3 protein-coding genes (1 of these 3 cut by a window edge) are annotated in these 17,224 nt (G+C 72.5%); 1 reads left to right on the top strand and 2 read right to left on the bottom strand.

Annotated features, from left to right (window positions below; translation table 11 throughout):
- Nucleotides 1-189: 189 nt before the first annotated feature.
- Entirely contained in the window at nucleotides 190-345 is a 156-nt protein-coding gene (locus tag WME73_RS13315) for a hypothetical protein (protein WP_437745844.1), read from the top strand.
- 300 nt (nucleotides 346-645) lie between these two features.
- Here the strand turns inward: WME73_RS13315 and WME73_RS13310 are convergent, their stop codons facing one another.
- Together WME73_RS13310 and WME73_RS13305 are read right to left on the bottom strand one after the other, a co-directional pair.
- Complete coding sequence (locus WME73_RS13310; protein ID WP_437915947.1) at nucleotides 646-11,334, bottom strand: amino acid adenylation domain-containing protein; 10,689 nt, start codon at nucleotides 11,332-11,334, stop codon at nucleotides 646-648.
- On the bottom strand, nucleotides 11,331-17,224 hold the 3' end of the coding sequence (locus WME73_RS13305) for an SDR family NAD(P)-dependent oxidoreductase (RefSeq protein WP_437917387.1). 15,721 nt of this gene lie beyond the right edge of the window; 5,894 of the gene's 21,615 nt are visible here — the last part of the coding sequence; its start codon lies beyond the right edge, outside the window; it ends in the stop codon at nucleotides 11,331-11,333. Before WME73_RS13305 ends, WME73_RS13310 begins: the two co-directional genes overlap by 4 nt.

Genomic DNA, 17,224 nt, shown 5'->3' with positions numbered 1-17,224 from the left:
CGTCCGGCTGCGTGAAGCGGCATGTCGGACGCGACACGCGCGACAGCGGAGCGCCGAGGACGAAGGATGCACCTCCGGTGCGCTGTCAGCATGGCGAGGGCCGAGCCGGACAGGGGAATAAGGCGTACGGGGCATCGAATCCATTCTTGCGGGTAGTATGCTCTCCCTCTGACTGGCGAGAGAGGAAGCATGAAGCGGCACAAGGTCATCAAAGTGAAGCGTTTGAAGACGAACAATCCCGCCGAGAGGTCGAACCTTGGCATACCCGGAAAGATCGAGATCGTTCATAAGATAGACCTCAACCCAAAGAAGATGCTGAAGCGGCTGTTCGACTTCTGGATCTAACGTAGAGCGCCGGAACGCCGGAAGACATCTTGGCCGAGCCGGAGATCCTGGCGCTTCTACTTCAGGTTTTCCGTGCGGATTTTCCGTCCCACACGCGACGCGGCGGGGCATGCACACAGGAGCACGCGCCCCAGGCGGCAAGGATGGTGCGCAGGAAGACCCGGGCCGTATTGCTGGTCCACACTCAAGTCTGCCCCGAGGCGCACGAGCGGAACGATAGGACTTGACTGACCGGATTGGGGTCAGGCGCTCTCATCTCCCAGGTCGAGCACACACGCACGCCCGTTGGTCCTCGTCCACCTATGACGGGTCGACCTCGTCAAGGCACGCCCGGAGTCGCTCCGCCAACGTCCGCACGTGGGGCTCGAATATCATCGAGAAGTGTGTCCCAGGGACGTCGTGACTGATGACCGGGTGAGGCGAGCAGGCGCTCCACTCGTCGCGGAAGTCCGGGAGCAGGCTCGAACCGGACGTATACCATCCGGCATCGAGCGCGCGGAAGAACGTCATCCGGCAGGGGATTCGCGGCGCGTACGCTCGACCGGCGCTCACGTGCGCGTCGATATGCGCCATCAGCCGTTCGGGGGAGAGCTCAGGAGGCAGGACCCCGACGGCGAGGATGCGGTCGTGCGCATAGGCGAGCCGCTGCTCCGGCGGCAGCGCGTTGAGCTCGTCGAGTGAGAAGTCCACGCCCAGGCCCTTGGCCATCTCGATCAGGGCTGCGGGACCGTCCTCGGGCGCGCTGCGCTTCATGAAATCGGGGGGCGCCGTATCGAGGACGGCGAGGAGCGCGATCTGTTGACCGGCTTCTCGGAGCTGCCTCGCCATCTCGATGGCCACGAGCCCGCCGAACGAGAACCCTCCCAGCTGGTACGGACCTTCGGGCTGCACGGCGCGGATCGCCTCGATGTACCGGGTCGCCATCGCCTCGATGTCGTCGCAGGGCGGCTGGTCGTCGAGGAGCCCCTGCGCCTGGAGCCCGTAGAACGGGCGATCCTTGCCCATGTAGCGTGCCAGGGGGACGAACACCATGACCGTGCCCACCAGACCGTGCACGCAGAAGAAGGGGCGCCCCCGCTGGGCAGGCTGGATCGCGACCAGCGGTGACCATGGCTCCGGCTCCGCCTTGTCGCGCAGGAGCGCCGCCATGCTCCCGGCGGTCGGCGCCCGGAAGAGGACGTCGATGGGGAGCTTCCGGCCGCATCGCTGCTCGACGCGCCTCATCAGCGATACGGCCAGGAGCGAGTGGCCGCCGAGCGAGAAGAAGTCGTCGTGAATCCCGACCGGGGAGACGGCCAAGACCTCCTCCCAGATCCGCACCAGATCGAGCTCCAGCGCGTCCCGCGGCTCCGCCAGCGCCCCGTCCCGCTCCCCGCGAGTCCGGGGCGGCGGAGGCAACGAGAGCCGGTCGATCTTGTCGCTCGACGTCAGTGGCATGGCGTCGAGCCACACGAACGTGGACGGAACCATGTAGTCTGGCAGCTCGAGCTGCAGCGCCTTCCGCAGGTCGCTCGCCGTGCAGCTCCCCGAGGGATCGCGCAAGACTACGTAGGCGACGAGGCGCTTGTCGCCGGGCCGGTCTTCTCGCGCGAGGACGGCGGCCTCGCGCACCGCCGGGTGTCGCTGCAGCACGCTCTCAATCTCGCCGAGCTCGATCCGGTGGCCCCGGATCTTCACCTGATGATCGAGCCGGCCCTGGAATTCGAGGTTCCCGTCGGCGCGCCACCGGACCTTGTCGCCGGTGCGGTACATGCGGGCTCCGGGGCTGTTCGAGAACGGATCCGGCAGGAACCGCTCTGCCGTCAGATCAGGGCGGTTCAGGTAGCCGCGGGTCACCCCCAGGCCGCCCACGTACAGCTCGCCGGGAACACCGGTGGGCACGGGCTGGAGGCCACGCCCGAGCACGTAACACTGCATGTTCTGAACGGGGCGCCCGATCGGAGCCCGCTGGTCCGGCGCAACCTCGGGATCGATGGGGTACAGCGCGGCGCAGACCGTGGTCTCGGTGGGACCATAGGCGTTGATGACGCGGAGCCCGGGGACGCTCGCGGCAATGCGCGCGAGGGTCCGCTCCGAGAGGGGCTCCACGCCCACCATGATCCGGCGAAGGGACGTCGGTCCGCCGCCCGCGGCGAGGGCGTCGTGCAGGTGATCCACCATGAACGGCGGGATGTAGGCGCCTCGGATCTTCCTCTCGCCCAGCCAGGCGATGAAGGCGTCGGCGCGGACGCGAACGTCGTCCGGAGGGATGTCGATCGCGCCGCCCGTGAGGAGCGCCGAGAAGATCTCGTAAACCGAGGCGTCAAAGCACTGGCTCGACCAGAAGCTCGACGTGTCGCCAGGCATCAGCGCTTGCAGCCGCTGGAAATGATCGATGAGGTTCAGCACGCCCGCGTGATGGCAGGCAACGCCCTTGGGTAACCCCGTCGAGCCGGAGGTGTAAATCACGTAGGCCAGGTGATCCGGCCGCGCGCTCGGCGCCGGATTGACGTCCTCCTGAGAGGAGGTGGTCTCCAGGGCTTCGTCGACCACGATCCTGCGCGCGGGGTGCGGCGGCAGGGCCTCGGCGCAGGCCGCGCGCGTGACGATCGCGCGGACGTCGGCGTCGGCCAGCATGAACCTGAGCCGCTCGGCGGGGTAGCCGGGATCCATCGGCAAATAGGCCCCCCCGGCCTTCAGGATCCCGACCATCCCCACGAGCATCTCGGGTGAACGATCCATGCACAGACCGACCACGGTGTCGGGCTTCACCCCCGCGGCGCGCAGGCGGCGCGCGAGCCGGTTCGCCCTCGCGTTCAGCGCGCGGTACGAGAGGCGCTCCTCCTGGAATACCACCGCCGTCGCATCCGGCGTCCTCTCCGCCCACGCCTCGACGATCTCGTGGACGCACGCGCCCTCGCGGTAGCTCGCCCGCGTGTCGTTCCACGACACGAGCAACCGCTCGCGCTCGTCGGCCCCGAGCAGCGGGAGCTCCGATACCCGCTGTTCCGGCGCCCGCGCGATGCTCTCCAGCAAGGTCAGGAAATGCCCCTCCATCCGCGCGAGGGTGTCATCGTCGAAGAGATCCGTATTGTAATGGAAGGATCCGGAGAAGCGTCCGGCCGCCTCGGCCATCATCAGGGAGAGATCGACCTGCGCGCCGCGATCCGGCAGCGTCATGGCCGTCCCTTGCAACGTTCCGAACGTCAGGTTCGCGCCCTCCTCGCCAACGACCAGCGCGGCCACGTCCTCGGAGCGGTGCGACCGCTCCAGGACGAACATCGCCTGGAACACGGGGGATCGCGACGGATCCCGGGGTACGCCGAGCCGCTCCACGAGCAGCGAGAAGGGGTAGTCCTGGTGCTCGATGGCCCCGAGCACTTTCCTGTGCGTCCGCGCGAGCGCGGTCCTGAAATCGGGATCGTCGCTGAAATCGGCTCGCAGGACCACCGGGTTGACGAAATAGCCGACGACCGACTGGAAGGCCTCCTGGCTGCGGCCCGCGGCGGGCGAGCCGACGAGGATGTCGTCCTGCCCGGACCACCGATGGAGCAAGACCTGAAACGCGGAGAGGAGGACAGTGAACACGGTGGTCCCCTCGACGCGGCAGAGCTCCTTGAGCCGGACGCCGAGCGCCGGAGGCACCACGAACGAACGTGACGTGCCACGGTACGTTTGCGACCTGGGCCGAGGTCGATCCGCCGGCAGCTCCAGCGGCGAGAGCTCCCCGCGGAGCTCCTCCTTCCAGTACGCGAAGAGCCGCTCTCCCTCCGCGCTCTCCAGCATCGCCTGCTGCCAGCGCACGAAGTCCGCATAGGAGTGCTGGACCGGCGGCAAGTCCACGCGAGCCCCGGCCTCGTGCGCGACATAGAGCGTCGACAGCTCCTCCAGGAGGATGCTGAGCGACCAGAGATCCATCGCGATGTGGTGCGTGGTGACGAGCAGCACGTGATCGGACGGCGCGCGGGAGAAGATCTGCACGCGCATCACGGGGCCGCGCTCGAGGTCGATGGTGCGGTTGGCGAACGCGCCGACGCGGCCGGTGAGCTCCTCGTCGCGCCACGCGGAGGCGTCCATCACCTCGAAGAGCGCCTCGCCCCGCTCATCGACGTGCTGGACTACCTCGCCGTCGCGCGCGGCGTACGTCGTCCGGAGCACCGGGTGCCGCCGGACGACGTGCGCGACCGCCCGCCGGAGCGCGTCCACGTCGATCCTGGACCGGACGCGCACGGCCGTGCCGACGATGTACGCGGCGCTCTCCGGCGCGATCCGGTACAGGAACCACAGGGCGCGCTGGCCATGGGAGAGGGGGATCCCGGCGCGCTCGTCGGGCTGCGCATCGGCGGGCGGCGCAGCGGCCAGTGGCGGCATGGGCCCGTCGCCCACCTCGAGCCCCAGCCTGGACGCGAGGTGCTCGGCCACAGAGGCGAGATCCGGGTGGGTGAGCAACACGGTCGCCCCGATCGGGATGCCCAGGCTCGACGTCAGGCGGTTGCGCAGCTCGAGGCTCATCAGCGAGTCGGCGCCCAGGTCCCGCAGGGGGGAGCGCGGGGCGATCCTGGCGGGGTCCATGCGGAGCACGCGCGAGAGCTGCTCGGTCAGATGCTCCACGAGGAGGCGCATCCGCTCTCCCGCGGCGGCGCCCGCGAGCTGCTGCCGGAGGAGCCCGGCGCCGCCTTCGCTCCGGTCGGGCGCTCCCTCGTCCAGCTCGCACAGGAACGGCGTGCCGGCGAGCCGGGGGAAGAGCTCGGTCCATTGCCGCACGTCGATCCTCGCGATGCCGACCTCCGCCCGGGGATGCTCGAAGAGACGCGCGAGCGCCGCGAGGCCCTCGGCCGGCGACAGGCTCCGGGCGCCCCGCTGTTCGAGGCGCGCTCCCCGGTTCTCTTGCGCAGCCGCGAGGCCCACCTCCGAGAACGCGCCCCACTGGACGCTCATCGCGGGCAGGCCCATGCGCGCTCTCCAGCGCGACAGCGCGTCGAGGAAAGCGTTCGCCGCCGTGTAATTGCCCTGGGCCGGCGAGCCGAAGAGCGAGGCCGCCGAGGAGTAGAGCACGAAGAAATCGAGGTCCTTGCCTGCCGTCAGCGCGTGCAGGTGGAGCGCGCCGAGGGCCTTCGGCGCGAAGACCTTCCGGAAGCTCTCCTCCGAGAGCTCGAGCAGGGTGTGATCGTCCAGCACCGCCGCCGCGTGCACGACGCCGCGGAGCGGTGGCATCCGCGCTTCGATGATGGAGAGGATCCGCTCGACCTCCTCCCGCCGGGACACGTCCGCCTGCAGGCACTCGACGCGCGCGCCCGCAGCTTCCATGGCGCCGAGCGCCGCGCGCGCCTCCTCCCGCGGCGCGCCACGCCCCACGAGCGCGAGGTGCCTCGCTCCCCGGTCGATCAGCCATTGCGCCAGCGAGAGCCCGAGCCCCCCGAGCCCACCCGTGATCAGGTAGCTCCCGTCCGGGCGGACGCCGATCGCGCGCGAGCGCTTCTGCTCCGCGGGCCGGAGCTCCGCGCCGGCGGGCCCCTCCGGCACGACACGGGCGTCCGGGTCCGTCATGGCGAGCGCGATCTTTCCGACATGCTTGGCCTGCGCCATGAAGCGGAACGCGTCCTCGGCCTCGGACGCCGCGAACACCCGGACCGGCAGCGGCGCGAAGCGCCCCGCCTCCACGTGCTCCATCACCTCCACGAGCAGCGACGCGAACAGCTCCGGCCGCTCCGCCGACATCCCCGCGAGGTCGATCGCGCTGTAGGACAGGCTCTTCCGGAAAGGCACGAGCCCGATGCGCGTGTTGTCGTAGATGTCCCGCTTGCCGATCTCCAGGAAGCGGCCGTAGGGCGCGAGCACCTCCAGGCTCTTCACGAGCGCCTCGCCGGAGAGCGAGTTCAGCACAAGATCGATGCCCCGCCCGCCGGTAGCGGCCAGGATCTCGTCCGCGAACGCGAGCGAGCGCGAGTCCATCACGCCCTCGAGGCCGAGGTCGCGGAGGTATGCGCGCTTTTCCTCGCTGCCCGCCGTCGCGAAGATCCGGAGCCCGAGCATCCGCGCGATCTGGATCGCGGCGAGCCCCGTCCCGCCCGCGCCCGCATGGATCAGGATGCTCTCGCCGCGGCGGGCCCTGCCCACGTGGTGGAGCGCATACCAGGCGGTCATGAACACCACCGGGAGCGTCGCCGCCTGCGCGAAGCTCAGCCCCGCCGGCTTCGGGGCCACGTAGGGCGCGGGCGTCGTGGCGTGTGAGGCGAACGCCGCGGGGGCAACGGCGACCACCTCCTGCCCGACCTCGAGCCCGGCCACGCCGTCGCCGACGGCCGTCACGCGTCCGGCGCACTCGCCCCCGAGCGGCACGGGGCCAGGCGGAACGCCGGGGCACGTGCCCATGGCCTTGAGCACGTCGAGGAAATTGAGGCCCGCGGCCTCGATCTCGATCTCCACCTCACCGGGCCCCGGCGGCCTCCGCCGCATGACGTGGAGCGCGAGACGCTCGAGCACGCCGGGCGACGGCGCCTCGAGGCGGAACGCCCGCCCGTCCGCGGGCTCGAGGCGGGGCTCCGCTTCAAGACCCTCGTCGGGCTCGAAGCGCCCGCGGACGATCCTCGCCACGTGACGCGCCGAGGAGCGCAGGGCGATCTGATCCTCACGGCCGCCGGCGGCGAGCTCTCGAAGGAGCAGCAGCGCCTCGCCGTCGTCGCGGCGAGGATCCAGATCGACGCGCGTGCAGCCGAGCTCCGGGTGCTCGAGCGCGATCGTGCGCCCGAGCCCCCAGATCGGCGCCTGCGAGACGCTCGCCACGTCATCCGCGGCGACCACCTGCGCCCCGCGCGTCACCAGGAACAGCCGGGGCGCGCCCTCCGGGCCCGCTTGCACGAGCGCCTGCGCGAGGTAGGCGGCGCTGACGGCCCCGCGGGTGAGGTCGCGCTGCACGCTCTCCGGCGTGGCCTGCTCGAAGGGGGCGGCGTCCAGGCTGAAGAGGTGCACGGCGCCCAGGCAGCGCTCCGCCTCGCCGAACGCGTCGCGGAGCAGTCGGGAAAGATCGCCCCTGCTCGACGGGTCGATCTCGTAGAGGTCAGGCTCGATCTTGCGGTAGGAGGAGCCCGCGAAGGCCGTGACGCACCGACGCCCGCCAACCGTCAGCCGCGCCCGCAGGGAGTGGCCCACGCCGCTCCGATCCGCGAGCAGAAGCCAGGCGCCGGCGCCCGGGAGGTCCACCGCCGGCAGGGGGTCCACGCGGCGCCACGCGAGCTCGAGCACGCACCCCTCGAGCGCGTCGGCGCGCGTCGGCGCCGGGAGCCGCCGGACACGAAAGCCCGTGATCTCTGCGATCACACTCCCTGCCTCGTCGCGGATCCACAGGTCGAAGACGCGCTCGTCGGGGCCGGCCTCCGGGGCGGCGCGGAGCGCGCCCGCGACCCACGCCTCGCGCCCCGGGCGCCTGATGAGCCGGCACCGCCCGATCCCCACCGGCACGTAGGCCTCGCTCGCCGACGTCTCCGCGCCGGAGAAGAGCCCCCCGAGGACCTGGAAGCATGCGTCGAGCAACGCCGGGTGCGCGCTGTAGCCCGCGTCGTCGAGGTCGTCGGGCAAGCGCACCCGCCCCAGCACCTCGCCGTCGCCTGCCCAGAGCTCCAGGACCCCCTGGAACGCGGGGCCGTACTGGATGCCTGCAGCCTCGGCGCGGCGGTAATACGATGCCCGGGGCAAGCCCGGCGAGAGGCGCCGCTTCAGCTCGTCGATCGCCTCGCCGGTGTGCTCCGGCGCCTCCCGATGGCTGGCGCGCCGCACGCGCCCGGTCGCGTGCGTCTGCCACGGCCGTCCCGCTCCGGCCTGGCTCGCGATCTGGAACGACGCCAGCCCGGCGCCCTCGTCGGTCAAGACGGTCTGCACGATCGGCTCGCCGCCCTCCGGCAGCACGAGCATGCGCTCGACGACCATGGCCTCGATCGAGACGGTCGCCCCGACCCACGAGGGCGGCTCTCCCCCCGTCTCCCCGCGGAACAGCGCTGCGCCTGCCGCGAGCGCCATCTCCAGATAGGCGGCCGCCGGGAGCACCACCTCGTCCAGCACGCGGTGTTCCTCCAGATAGCCAGGCGCCTCGCGGCGCAGCGCCTGTTCCCAGAGATGCGCGCCGGGCAGCGCCGACAGGCTCGTCGACGCCCCGAGCAGCGGGTGCGTCCGGCCTCCTCGTGCCGCCGCCTGCCGCAAGCGCGTGGCCTGCGCGGCGGGAGCGTCGAGCCAGTACGGCTCGCGCTGCCAGGGGTAGGTCGGCAGGAGCACGGTGCGGTTGACCTGCGGGGCGAGCGTCTTCCAGGGTACGGCGTATCCGTGCGCGTAGAGCGCCGCCTGCGCCTCCAGCAAGCACCGCCGCGCATCGGACTCCCGCCGGAGCGACGCGATCGCCGCGCCCTGCCGCCCGCTGCCGTGCAGGTGCTCCTCGACCGACGGCGTCAGGATGGGGTGCGGGCTCATCTCCAGGAACAGCGCGTGGCCGGCGTCGACGAGATCGCGGATCACGCGCGCGAACAGCACCGGCCGGCGCAGGTTGTCGGCCCAGTACGAGGCGCCGAGCTCGTCGCCTCGCGCCGGCGCCCCGGTCACCGTCGACCGCATCGGGAGAGAGGCGGCCCTCGGCGCCACCTGACGCAGGGCGGCCACGAGCTCCTCGCGCAGCGGATCCATCTGCGGGCTATGCGACGCGACGTCCACCTTCACCCGCCGGCAGAAGACTTTCTTCCGCTCCAGCCTGGCGAGGAGCTCGTCCATCGCCGCCGGCTCGCCTGCGATCACCGTCGAGCGAGGGCCGTTGCTCACGGCGATGCTCAGCCGATCCTCGTAGCCGCGGAGCTCGGCCTCGGCCTCCTCCATCGACAGCTCGCACATGGCCATGGCCCCCTGCCCGCTGACGCGGCGGAGCAGCCGGCTGCGCCGGCAGATGACGGCCGCGGCGTCCTCCAGCGACAGCGCGCCCGCCACGTGGGCCGCGGCCACCTCGCCCATGCTGTGGCCCACCACGGCGTCGGGCTCGACGCCCCACGCCCGCCACAGCGCCGCGAGCGCCACCTCGATCGCGAACAGCACCGGCTGCACCACGTCGATCGCCTCGAGCCGCCGCGCACTGTCCTCGGCCGCCAGCACCTCGATCACCGAGAAGCCGGCCTCGCGCCGGATCGCCTGGTCGCACGCCTCGAGCGCCAGACGGAACGCGGGCTCCTCCGCGAAGAGCTGGCGGCCCATGCCCGCCCATTGCGAGCCCTGACCGGGGAAGACGAACACCACCTTCGGCGGCAGGCCCGACGCGCGGCCCCGCGCGACGCCCGCCGGCGCCTCGCCCCGGAGGTACGACGCGAGCGCCGCCGCCATCTCCTCGCTGGAAGACCCCACCACGGCGAGCCGGTGCTCGAGGTGGCTCCGCCGCGTGCTCGCCGTGAACGCCACGCCGTGGAGCCGCGCGCCGTCCGAGAGCAGGAGGTCCCGGTACGCCCGCGCGAGCGCGTCGAGCGCCTCCGGGCTCCTCGCGGACATTGGCAGCAGCGCGCTCGACGCCTCCGCCGCCTCGATCGCCTCGACCGGCGCGCCCTCACCCCGCGGCGCCTCTTCCAGCACGACGTGCGCGTTCGTCCCGCTCAGCCCGAACGAGCTCACGCCCGCGACGCGCGGCTTCGCGCCCGGCCACGCCTCGCGCCCGGTCGGGATGGAGAAGGGCGTCCCGTCGAGCGAGATGCGCGGGTTGAGCGCCTCGAAATGAAGGTTCGGTGGGATCGCGGCGCGCTGGAGGCACAGGACGGCCTTGATCAGGCCCGCCACGCCCGCCGCCGCCTCCAGGTGCCCGATGTTGGTCTTCAAGGCCCCGAGCATGCAGCGCGATCCGTCCGCCCGCGGCTTGCCCAGCACCGCCCGGAGCGCCTCGATCTCGATCGGATCCCCGAGCGGCGTGCCGGTCCCGTGCGTCTCGACGTACCCGACGTCCTCCGGCGCGACGCGGGCGTCCTCCAGCGCTTGCCGCAGCAGGGCCTGCTGCGAGAGCACGTTCGGCGTCGTCAGCCCGGTCGACCGGCCGTCCTGGTTCACCGCGGATCCGCGGATCACGGCCTGGATCGGATCGCCGTCGCGCACGGCGTCGGAGAGGCGCTTGAGCACGACGATCCCGCACCCCTCTCCCCGCACGTAGCCGCTCGCGCCCGCGTCGAAGCTCCGGCACCGCCCGTCGGGCGAGAGCGCCCCGAGCTTGGCCGTGGCGCGCGCCGACGAGGGCGACAGCATGAGGCTCACCCCGCCAGCGAGCGCGAGCGAGCTCTCGCCGCTCCGCAGGCTCCGGCAGGCGAGGTGCACGGCGACCAGCGAGGACGAGCAGGCGGTGTCCACCACCAGGCTCGGTCCCATGAAACCGAGCGTGTACGAGAGCCGGCCGGCCGGGAAGCAATGGCCATTGCCGGTCGCCAGGTAGAGGTCCTGCCCTGCCGGATCGGCCGTGAGGGAGAGCTCGGCGTAGTCGGTGCTCATGAGCCCGAGGAACACGCTGGCGCGGCTCCCAGCGAGGCGGTCCGCCGCTTGCCCGGCGCGCTCGAGGGCCTCCCACGCCACCTCGAGGAGCAGGCGCTGCTGAGGATCCATGGCGCTCGCCTCCCTGGGTGAGATCCCGAAGAAGGCCGCATCGAAGAGCCGCAGGTCCTCCTTCAGGAACGCTCCCCAGCGGGTGGCCCGCGCGGCGGGATCCGCCGGATCGCGGCCCGGAATGCCCGGCGCGAAGCGGTCGCCGGGCACCTCGGTGACGGCATCGACGCCGTCCTCGAGCAGGCCGAAGAACGCCTCCGGCGAGCTCGCCCCGCCCGGGAAGCGGCACGCCATCCCGACGATGGCTATCGGCTCCGACTTCGCGCGCTCGAGGTCCTCGATCCGAGCCCGCGTCTTCCGGAGCGCGAGGAGCGCGCGCTGGAGCGGCGAGAGCTCCGCGGCGGGCGCGGCGCCGTTGCCATCTCCCCCTGGAGCGTCCTCGGTGGATGTCGCAGGTCGCACGCCGATCATGTCAGGTAGTCCTCCAGTGCCGCGAGCTCCGCCTCGACGGCGACCGCCGCCTCGTGCTCCGTCATGTCTCCGATCGCCTCTTCCGCGCGCCGCGCGCCGTTCTCTCTCGCCGGCTTCGCCGCGGGTCTCGCCTGCTGCCCCGGCTCCGCGGCGTCGATCTCCGCCAAGAGGTGGCGCGCGAGCGACGCCACGGTCGGGTAGGTGAACAGCATCGCCGCCGGCAGCCGCAGGGACAGGCTGTCCTCCAGCCGGTTGCGGACCTCGAGGCTGATCAGCGAGTCCACGCCGAAGTCCTGAAGGGGCGCTCCGGGATCGAGCCTCGAGGGATCGACGCGCAGCACGTCCGCCACCTGCTCGAGGAGGTGCCGCACCAGGATTCGCTCCCTCGCCGCGGGGGCTGTTGCCTCCAGCAGCCGCCGCGCCTCGGCCCGGGCCGCGCGCGGGGCGCCCGCCTCCTCGCGGAGCGCCGCGAAGAACGGGAGCACCGCCGCCCGCGGGTAGAACTCGAGCCACTGCCGCGCGTCGAAGCGCGCGACGCCGATCTCCGGCCGGGGGTGCTCGAACAGCCGCGCGAGCACCTCGAGGCCCTCCGCCGGGGTGAAGCTCCTCCCGCCTCGGGCCTCGAGCCGCTGGCCCCGGACATCCGCTGCCGCGGCCATGCCCACCTCCGCGAACGGCCCCCACTGGATGCTCATCGACGGGTGCCCGGCCCGGTCGCGGAACCGCGCGAGAGCGTCGAGGAAAGCGTTCGCTGCCGTGTAGTTGCCCTGACCCGGCGATCCGAAGAGCGCCGCGGCGGACGAGTACACGAGGAAGAACGTGAGCGCCTCGCCCCGCGTCGCCCGGTGCAGGTGGAACGCCCCGAGCGCCTTGGGACCAAGCACCGTCCTGAAGCTCTCCGCCGAGAGCTCGAGCAGGGTGTGATCGTCCAGCACCCCCGCCGCGTGCACGACGCCGCGGAGCGGCGGCCCCTCCAGCCGCAACTGCGCGATGAGCCGCTCGACGTCCTCTCGCCGGGACACGTCGGCCTGCGCCACGAGCACGCGCGCGCCGGCCGCCTCCATCACCCCGATCGCCTCGCGGGCGCGCTCATCGGGGCCGCGGCGCCCCACGAGCACGAGGTGCCTCGCGCCGCGCTCGACCATCCAGCGCCCGAGCGCGAGGCCGAGCCCGCCGAGCCCGCCCGTGATCAGGTACCGGCCCTCTGCGTGCAGCGAATAGGGGCCCCGCGCCCCCGCCGCGATGTGCCCGCGCGCGATCCGCGCGACGAGCCGGTCGCCTCCCCGCAGCGCGATCTGGTCCTCGCGGTCCCGCGCGACGAACTCGCGGAGCAGGAGCTCGGCGTCGCCGGCCCCCGCGGCAGGATCCAGGTCGATCCGCGTGCATCGGAGCTCCGGATGCTCCAGCGCGATGGTCCGCCCGAGGCCCCAGAGCGGCGCCTGAGAGACCGCGGGGCCGTCGTCGCCCGCCGTGGACTGCGCGCCCCGGGTGACCAGGACGAGCCGCGGCGTGTCCCGCCATCCCTGCCGCAGCAGCGCCTGCGCGAGGTAGGCGGCGCTGAGGGCCCCGCGCGCGAGATCCTCCTCGACGCCCTCCGGCGTGGCCTGCTCGAACGGCACGGCGTCCAGGCTGAAGAGGTGCACCGCGCCGAGGCAGGGCCCGCGCTCGCCGAGCGCGTCGCGGACCAGCCGGCCGTAGTCCTCTCGGCTCCGGAGATCGATCCGGTAGAGATCCGGCGCGATCTGCGCGTAGTGCGTGTCCGCCACGACCTGGACGCAGCGCTGCCCACGGGCCGCGAGCAGCGCGCGCAGGGACTCCCCCACGCCGCCTCGATCCGAGAGGACGAGCCACACGCCCTCGCGCGCAAGGCCCGCACGATCGTCCTCGGGCGAGGGATCTGCTTGCTTCCACACCACCTCGAAGAGGTGCTCGCCGAGGCCGTCGCGTGCTCGCCGCGCTCCCTCGATCCGGCGCAGGCGCAGCCCATCGAGCTCGACCAAGAGCGCGCCGTCCTCATCCATCAACCGGAGATCGACGGCACGCTCGCGCTCGTCCGTGCCCTGATCGGCGGATATCGCCGCGAGCACCCACACCTCACGCCCCGGCCATCGATGCACGTGCAGCGCCGCGATCGCCACCGGCACGTAGGGAGCTTCCGCCGCGCCCTCGCCCGCGGCCGCGGAGAGGCCGGCCGACACCTGCAAACACGCGTCCAGGAGCGCCGGATGCAGCCTGTGGCCGCCAAACTCGATCGGCTCGGGAAGGCGCACGCGCCCGAGCGCCTGGCCTTCGCCCCACGCGAGCTCGACGACGCCCTGGAACGCAGGCCCGTAATCGAGCCCGAACGCCTGCAGGCGCTCGTAGTGCTCCGCCCCCGAGCGCGTGGCCCTGAGCCGCGCACGCAGCGCTGCTGGACGCTCCGCCACGGGCCGGGGCTGCGCGTCGCCCTGGATCGCTCGCACCTTCCCCGCCGCGTGCCGCTGCCAGCCTGCTTCGCCGCCGGCACGGCTCGCGATCTGAAAGGTCGCCGCCGAATCGCCGCCGTCGGTGACGATCGTCTGGATGATCCGCTCACCGTCCGCCGCGAGGGAGAGCATGCTCTCGAGGGTCATGCCCTCGATCGAGAGCATGGCCCCGGTGAAGAGCTCGGCTCCCGCCGCGAGCGCGATCTCCACGAATCCGGCCGCAGGGAGCACCACCTCTCCCCCCACGCGGTGATCCGCCAGGTACGCAGGCGTATCGCTCCGCAACGTCTGCTCCCAAAGGTGCACGCCGGGAAGCGCCGACAGGCGCATGGCCGTCCCGAGCAGAGGATGCGACGACCCGTCGCGCGCCGGCGCCGACTGCCGCGGAGGCCGGGCGGGCGCCTCGATCCAGTACCGCTCGCGCTGCCAGGGATAACTCGGCAGCGGGACGACCCGTCCGCCCTCCGGGTGAAGCTTCTGCCACGGGACGGCGTAGCCATGCGCGTACAGCGCGCCGACCGCCATCAGCGCGGACCGGCGCTCTTCCTTGCGACGCCGCAGCGTCGTCACGACGCGCCTCGCGCCCCCGTGGTCCTCGAGGCATTGCTCGACGTCGAGCGACAGGACGGGGTGCGGCCCCACCTCCACGAACAGCGGATGCGCTGGCGTCCATGCCGCGCCGACGGCCTGCGCGAAGCGCACCGTCTGGACGATGTTCCTTCCCCAGTAGCCGGCGTCGAGCTCCTCACCCGAGATCGGCGCCCCCGTGACGGTGCTGATCATCGGGAGCCTCGCGCGCCGCGGCGCGAGCGGGCCGATCCTCGCGACGAGCTCGTCGCCCAGCGAATCCATCTGGGGGCTATGGAAGGCATAGTTGACCGGCAGCTCCCGGCACGCGACCCCCTGCGCCGCGAGTCGCTCCACCACCTGATCGAGCGCGGCCGCGTCTCCCGAGAGCACCACGCGCCGGGGGGCGTTCACCGCCGCGACGCCCACCCGTTGCTCGTGCCCCTGAATGGCGGCCCTCGCCTCGTCCTCGGTCAGCGCGACCGAGACCATCTTCCCCTGCCCAGTCGCCCGCTGCATGATCCGGGCACGCAGCGCCACGAGGCGCGCGGCCTCGTCGAGCTCCAGGATCCCGGCGACATGGGCCGCCGCGATCTCGCCGACGCTGTGCCCGATCACAGCCTCCGGCGCGATGCCCCACGACCCGAGGAGCGCGGCCAGCGCCACCTCGATCGCGAACAGCGCCGGCTGCGCCACCTCCGTCTCGCCGAGCCGCGAGCGCTCCTCGGGCTCGGCCATGGCCTCGATCACTGAAAAGCCGGCGTGGGGCCGGAGCGCGGCGTCGCACGCCTCGAGCGCGCCGCGGAACGCGGGCTCCTCGGCGAAGAGCTGCCGGCCCATGCCCGCCCATTGCGAGCCCTGCCCGGGGAACACGAACACCACCCGCGGCGGCGCCTGCAGCGCCTTGCCTTCGAGCACGCCTGCAGGGCGCTCGCCGCGCGCGAAGGCGTCCAGCGCCGCCGCCAGCTCCTCGCGGCCCGCCCCCAGGACCGAGAGGCGGTGCTCGTGATGGCTCCGCCGCGCGCCCGCCGTGAAAACCAGGTCGCGCACGCGTGCGTCCGGCGCCGACAGGAGCGCCCCCCACGAGCTCGCCAGCGCCACCAGCGCCTCCGGGCTCCTCGCCGAGAGCGGCAGCAGGTAGCTCGACGGCCCGGTCGCGGGAGCCTCCGTCCGCTCTCGCCGCGGCGCCTCCTCGAGCACGACGTGCGCGTTGGTCCCGCTGAACCCGAACGAGCTGACCCCGGCGATCCGGGGCCTCCCGTTCGCCGCCCAGGGGACCGCCTCCGACACCACCTGGACCGGCAGCTCCGACCAGGGGATGTGCGGGCTCGGCTCGGTGAAATGCAGGCTCCGCGGGATCCACCCGCGCTGCATGGCGAGCACGGTCTTGATGACGCCGGCCACGCCGGCCGCTGCCTGCGTATGTCCGAAATTGGATTTCACCGAGCCGATCCGCACCGGTTCCTCGGGCTTCCGCCCCTCGCGGAGCGCGGCCCCGAGCGCCTGGACCTCGATCGGATCCCCGAGCGGCGTCCCTGTCCCGTGCGCCTCCACGTACTGGATCGACGCCGGGCTCACGCCGGCCTGGGTGAGGGCCTGACGGATCACCGCCTCCTGCGATGGACCGTTCGGCGCCGTCAGGCCCTGGCTCCGGCCATCCTGATTGACGGCCGAGCCACGGATCACGGCCAGGATCGGATCGCCGTCGCGCTCCGCGTCCGACAGGCGCTTCAGCACGACCATGCCGCAGCCCTCACTCCAGGCGACGCCGTCGGCCGAGGTGTCGAAGCTCTTGCACCGGCCGTCGCGGGCGAGGCCGCGCAGGCGGCTGAACTCCACGTGCGCCGCGGGCGTGAGCATCAGCGCCACGCCCCCGGCCAGCGCCATGGTGCACTCGCCCGAGCGCAGGCTCTGGCACGCCAGGTGAATCGTCGTGAGCGACGACGAGCACGCCGTGTCCACCGTGAGGCTCGGGCCCTTGAGGCCGAGCCAGTACGAGATGCGACCCGACGCGATGCTCCCCGAGCTCCCGGTCCCCACGTAGCCGTCGAGCGCCTCGGGCGCGCCGGCCGCCAGCGTCGCGTACTCGTGGTACATCAGCCCGACGAACACGCCGGTGTCGCTATCCATCAGCTGCTCGGGCACGAGCCCCGCGCTCTCGAGCGCCTCCCAGCTCGTCTCGAGGAGCAGTCGCTGCTGCGGATCCATCTTCCTGGCCTCCCTCGGCGAGATGCCGAAGAACGCCGGATCGAACAGGTCGATGTCGTCGAGAAAGCCGCCGTGGCGGGTGATCATCTTGCCGGGCGCGTCCGGATCCGGGTCGTACAGCGCGTCGATGTCCCAGCGCTGCTTCGGCACCTCGCGGATGGCGTCCACGCCGTCCGCGAGCAGCTTCCAGAAGCTCTCGGCGTCACGCACGCCGCCTGGATAGCGGCAGCCGAATCCGACGATCGCGATGGGCTCTGTGGCGGCCGCCGCGCGCGGCGCGGGAGCGCGGGCGTCGCTCGGCGCCTCCTCGACCCGCACCTTCTCGAGCAGGTGGCGGGAGAGAGCGCGCACGGTCGGGTGATCGAAGGCCAGCGTCGCGGACAGCGCCCCGCCGATCTGCCTGGACAGCGCGCCGCGGAGCTCCAGCGCCATCAACGAGTCCAGCCCGAGCTCCTGGAGCGGCCGGTCTTCCGGTACGTCGTCGCTCGACGGCAGCGACAGCACCTTCGCGATCTCCGCCCGCACCATGCCCTCGACCTCCGCGCGGCGTGCCGCGGCGTCGAGCCGGAGCAGCCGCGCCGCGAGCCCCGTCGCGCCGGCCTTAAGGCTCCCAGCCTTCGGCGCGAGGAGCTCCCGCCACAGCGGCGGGA

The organism is Sorangium sp. So ce302 (assembly GCF_051530145.1).
Taxonomy (GTDB): domain Bacteria; phylum Myxococcota_A; class Polyangia; order Polyangiales; family Polyangiaceae; genus Sorangium; species Sorangium cellulosum_B.
Note: the sequence above shows the minus strand (reverse complement) of the source record. Positions and strands in the feature narration are given on the sequence as shown.

Bases quoted from the DNA above. Each gene is read 5' to 3' on its own strand.
- WME73_RS13315 (WP_437745844.1), top strand. From the start codon at position 190: ATGAAGCGGCACAAGGTCATCAAAGTGAAGCGTTTGAAGACGAACAAT.
- WME73_RS13310 (WP_437915947.1), bottom strand. From the start codon at position 11,334: ATGATCGGCGTGCGACCTGCGACATCCACCGAGGACGCTCCAGGGGGA.